Here is a 4,500-nt window from a genome sequence, read left to right on the forward strand (position 1 = left end):
TGCCCTCGACGAGGTCGACGGCGACGCCGTCCTCGGCGATGACGATGCGGTCGTGCGGGACGCCGGTCAGGGCGCCCAGCTCGGCGTTGGCCCGCAGGTGGCGCCATTCACCGTGCACCGGCATCAGGTTCTTCGGGCGGCAGATGTTGTAGAAGTACAGCAGCTCGCCCGCGGAGGCGTGGCCGGAGACATGGACCTTGGCGTTGCCCTTGTGGACCACGTTGGCGCCCCAGCGGGTGAGGCCGTTGATCACGCGGTAGACCGCGTTCTCGTTGCCGGGGATCAGGGACGACGCGAGGATCACCGTGTCGCCCTGGACGATGCGGATCTGGTGGTCGCGGTTGGCCATGCGGGACAGGGCGGCCATCGGTTCGCCCTGGGAGCCCGTGCAGACCAGGACCACCTCGCTGTCCGGGAGGTCGTCGAGCGTCTTGACGTCCACGACCAGGCCCGGCGGGACCTTCAGATAGCCCAGGTCCCGTGCGATGCCCATGTTGCGGACCATGGAGCGGCCGACGAAGGCGACGCGGCGGCCGTACTCGTGCGCCGCGTCCAGGATCTGCTGGATGCGGTGCACGTGGCTGGCGAAGCTCGCGACGATGATGCGCTTGCGGGCGCCGGCGAAGACCTGGCGCAGGACGTTGGAGATCTCCCGCTCGGGCGGGACGAACCCCGGCACCTCGGCGTTCGTCGAGTCCGAGAGGAGGAGGTCGATACCCTCCTCGCTCAGACGTGCGAATGCGTGGAGGTCGGTGAGCCGGCTGTCCAGCGGGAGCTGGTCCATCTTGAAGTCGCCGGTGTGGACCGCCATGCCCGCGGGGGTGCGGATGGCCACGGCCAGCGCGTCCGGGATGGAGTGGTTGACCGCGATGAACTCGCAGTCGAAGGGACCGATGCGCTCGCGGTGCCCCTCCGCCACCTCGAGGGTGTAGGGGCGGATGCGGTGCTCCTGGAGCTTGGCCTCGATGAGGGCGAGGGTCAGCTTGGAGCCGATCAGCGGGATGTCCGGCTTCTCGCGCAGGAGGAAGGGGACACCGCCGATGTGGTCCTCGTGCCCGTGCGTGAGCACGATGCCCTCGATGTCGTCGAGGCGGTCCCTGATGGACGAGAAGTCCGGCAGGATCAGGTCGATGCCGGGCTGCTCCTCCTCGGGGAAGAGCACCCCGCAGTCGACGATGAGCAGGCGGCCGCCGAATTCGAAGACCGTCATGTTGCGGCCGATCTCGCCGAGGCCGCCGAGCGGAGTGACGCGCAGGCCGCCTTCGGGGAGCGGCGGGGGCGTGCGGAGTTCGGGATGCGGATGACTCAAAAGACTCTCCTCACCACGCGCGCCACGTACCGGTGGGGCACGTGGCGCGCGTGACGTTCGTGCAGAAGCAGTTGTGTGTGGGGTACGCGGGCACCGGTGGCCCGCTTATTCAGTTGTGAAGCAGTTGCGCGGGGGTCCGCGCGAAGTCTGGTGTCAGAGCTGTACCCCGCCCGCGGCAAGATCGATCTTGAGTTGCTCGATCTCCTCGGGTGCGCACTCGACCATGGGGGCACGCAGGGGTCCGCCGGGCAGCCCCTGCAGGGCGAGCGCCGCCTTGGTCGTCATCACGCCCTGGGTGCGGAACATACCGGTGTAGACGGCGAGCAGCTGCTGGTGGATCTCGGTTGCCTTCTGGACGTCGCCCGAGGTGTACGCCTCGACCAGGGCGCGCAGCTCGGGGGTGACGACGTGGCCGACGACCGAGACGAAGCCGACCGCGCCGACCGAGAGGAGGGGCAGGTTCAGCATGTCGTCGCCGGAGTACCAGGCGAGGCCGGAGCGGGCGATGGCCCAGCTGGCGCGGCCGAGGTCGCCCTTGGCGTCCTTGTTGGCGACGATCCGCGGGTGCTCTGCGAGGCGGACGAGCGTCTCGGTGTTGATCGGGACGCCGCTGCGACCGGGGATGTCGTAGAGCATCACCGGAAGGCCGGTGGTGTCGGCGACGGCCGTGAAGTGCCGGTAGAGGCCTTCCTGCGGGGGCTTGTTGTAGTACGGGGTGACGACGAGCAAGCCGTGTGCGCCGGTGCGCTCCGCCGCCCGGGCGAGCTCCATGCTGTGGTGGGTGTCGTTGGTGCCGACTCCGGCCACCACGTGGGCACGGTCTCCGACCGCCTCCAGGACCGCCCGTACGAGATCCGCTTTCTCCGCGTCGCTGGTGGTCGGGGACTCGCCGGTGGTGCCGTTGATGACCAGGCCGTCGTTGCCTGCGTCCACCAGGTGGGCGGCGAGCCGCTGCGCGCCGTCGAGGTCGAGTGCGCCGTCCGCCGTGAAGGGCGTGACCATGGCGGTGAGGACCCGCCCGAAGGGGGTCTGCGGAGTCGAGGTCGGAGCCATGGGTTACACGCTACTCGTTGCTCAGGACCGGGTCTGCCCACGGGGCAGGCGACAAGTCGTGACAAAGGTGGAGCCCGGCACTGCCTGCTCGGGGGTTCAAGCAGTGCCGGACCCGTTTGATCAGGCTAGATGAACTTATCTAAATGCCGCAATACGGACATTTCACACGGCTGAACCGTACATCCTTACCTGACCGGGCGACCGGGGACGCGTTATGGCGCCACGCGTCCGTTCCCGTTGAAGGCCGCGTAGGTGAGGGGCATGAGCCGGGACCACTCGGCCTCCATCTTCTCGCCGACCATCTCGATCTCGCGCTGCGGGAAGGACGGGACCTTGGCCAGCTCGTGCTGGGTGCGCAGGCCGAGGAAGTGCATCAACGAGCGGGCGTTGCAGGTGGCGTACATCGAGGAGTACAGGCCGACCGGGAGGACCGAACGGGCTACCTCCCGGGCGACGCCGGCGGCGAGCATCTCCTGGTAGGCCTCGTACGCCTGCCGGTACGAGTCCTCCATCACGCGGCCGGTCAGCTCCTGCTGGGCCTGGGTGCCCTCGACGAAGACGTACTTGCCCGGGCGGCCCTCCTGGACCAGCTTGCGGGACTCGTCGGGAACGTAGAAGACGGGCTGGAGCTCGCGGTAGCGGCCGCTCTCCTCGTTGTACGACCAGCCGACGCGGTGCCGCATGAACTCGCGGAAGACGAAGATCGGGGCGCTGATGAGGAACGTCATCGAGTTGTGCTCGAAGGGGCTGCCGTGCCGGTCCCGCATCAGGTAGTTGATCAGGCCCTTGGAACGCTCGGGGTCCTTCTTCAGCTCGTCCAGGGACTGCTCGCCGAGGGTCGAGACGCGGGCGGCGAAGAGGACGTCCGCGTCGGACGCGGTGTGCTTGACCAGCTCGACGGTGACGTCGCTGCGGTAGCTGGGTTTGAGATCGTCGGCGGGAGTGTCGGTCACGGTTGGCAGGGCCTTCCCATCTCGTCGTGTGGCGACGCCACTCTACGGCCCGGCCGATTCGGTGCGATCGGTGGCGTGCCGCAATGAAGTCGATGAAACAGGGCACCTCTGAGGGAGTTCGTTCGTCTCTACAGACGAAAGTGATCCGTTCCACCCCTGAAGGAGAAGTACCCCTGATGTTCGGTCGGCGTGAACCCGTACCGTTTGCCTTCGTCGCCGAGGCCGACAGGTTCCGCAGCAATGTCACTCCCCCGCCGCGCGAGCGGTCGTCCGTCGGTCAGATGGCCGGCCGTTGGCTGCTGGGGCTCACCATCGTGGCGGGGCTCGTGGGGTCCCTGGTCATCGGGACGCCCGCGCTGTCGCCCGGCAAGACGACTGATCAGCCTCAGCAGTCGCAGGCGTCCGAGAAGCACTGAACCGCACCGCATCGGCGGTGACTCCATCCGGCCCCCCGCCAGTGGTGACCGGGCACACAGATCGGTAGCCTCACCGGGCACAGCCCACGCATGGATCGAGTGAGGACCAGCCGTGCCCCTGCCCTTCCTGACGGCCGACCGTGTTTTCGAGGCGGCGGACGATGTTCCGTTGCCCTACGACGACCGTGACCTCTGGCGGCGGCCATACCGGCCCGGGCCCTGGCGCGTCGGCGTTGCGGCGCTCGCGCTGCTGCTCGCCTCGTTCGTGCTGTTCGCGGCGGTCATCATCGCCGCGACGGCCGAACCGACGTCGGCCGCGGTGGTGTTCGCGCTCGCGTTGCTCGTCATCGCCGCGGCGCTGCGGCTGCTGCGCATGGGCGTGTGGCTCAGCGCGCGCGGGCTGCGGCACGTGGGTTTCCTCACGACGCGTACGGCGTCCTGGGAGCAGGTCGTCTCGGTGCGTACGGTGCAGCAGCCGGTCCGCTGGCTGGGGCTGCCCCGGACCGTGCAGGGGCAGGCGCTGCTGCTCGGACGCCAGGGCGACACCGCCGGTCCGGTACCGCTGATGACGACGCACAACGCGGACTTCGTGGGCCGCGCGGAGGCTTTCGACCGGGCGGCGGACTCGGTGGAGGCGTGGGCCGAGGAGTACGGCCCTCGCTGACGTCCTCGATCTCATGCCGGCGGGGGGGGGGCCCGGGGGCGGCGCGCCGCCCCCCCCCCGCGCGGGCCCCGCTGCTCATAAGAAAACAGAAAAAAAAAAAAAAAA

Annotated in this window: 5 protein-coding genes; 2 read left to right on the plus strand and 3 right to left on the minus strand. The window is 68.8% G+C overall.

The annotated features are described in order from the left end of the window. The 3 genes from ABZ281_RS39500 to thyX form a co-directional block, all read right to left on the minus strand. On the minus strand, positions 1 to 1,309 hold a 1,309-nt coding region (locus tag ABZ281_RS39500; RefSeq protein WP_356662812.1), incomplete at its 3' end, for a ribonuclease J. Between the two features lie 153 nt (positions 1,310 to 1,462). Further along, positions 1,463 to 2,362 carry a 4-hydroxy-tetrahydrodipicolinate synthase gene (gene dapA, locus ABZ281_RS39505; protein WP_142158879.1) on the minus strand — a complete coding sequence of 300 codons (900 nt, stop codon included), beginning with the start codon at positions 2,360 to 2,362 and terminating at the stop codon, positions 1,463 to 1,465. A 212-nt stretch (positions 2,363 to 2,574) separates the two neighbouring features. Beyond that, entirely contained in the window at positions 2,575 to 3,315 is a 741-nt protein-coding gene (gene thyX / locus ABZ281_RS39510; protein ID WP_031109938.1) for an FAD-dependent thymidylate synthase, read from the minus strand. A 176-nt stretch (positions 3,316 to 3,491) separates the two neighbouring features. Between thyX and ABZ281_RS39515 the strand changes: the two genes are divergently transcribed. Continuing rightward, a complete protein-coding gene (locus tag ABZ281_RS39515; protein ID WP_356662813.1) occupies positions 3,492 to 3,731 on the plus strand; it encodes a hypothetical protein in 240 nt (79 codons plus the stop codon). A 112-nt stretch (positions 3,732 to 3,843) separates the two neighbouring features. Continuing rightward, complete coding sequence (locus tag ABZ281_RS39520; protein ID WP_356662814.1) at positions 3,844 to 4,395, plus strand: hypothetical protein; 552 nt, start codon at positions 3,844 to 3,846, stop codon at positions 4,393 to 4,395. The last annotated feature ends 105 nt before the right edge of the window (positions 4,396 to 4,500 follow it).

Origin of the sequence: Streptomyces sp. NPDC006265, from assembly GCF_040613555.1 — a bacterium.
Classification (GTDB): Bacteria; Actinomycetota; Actinomycetes; order Streptomycetales; family Streptomycetaceae; genus Streptomyces.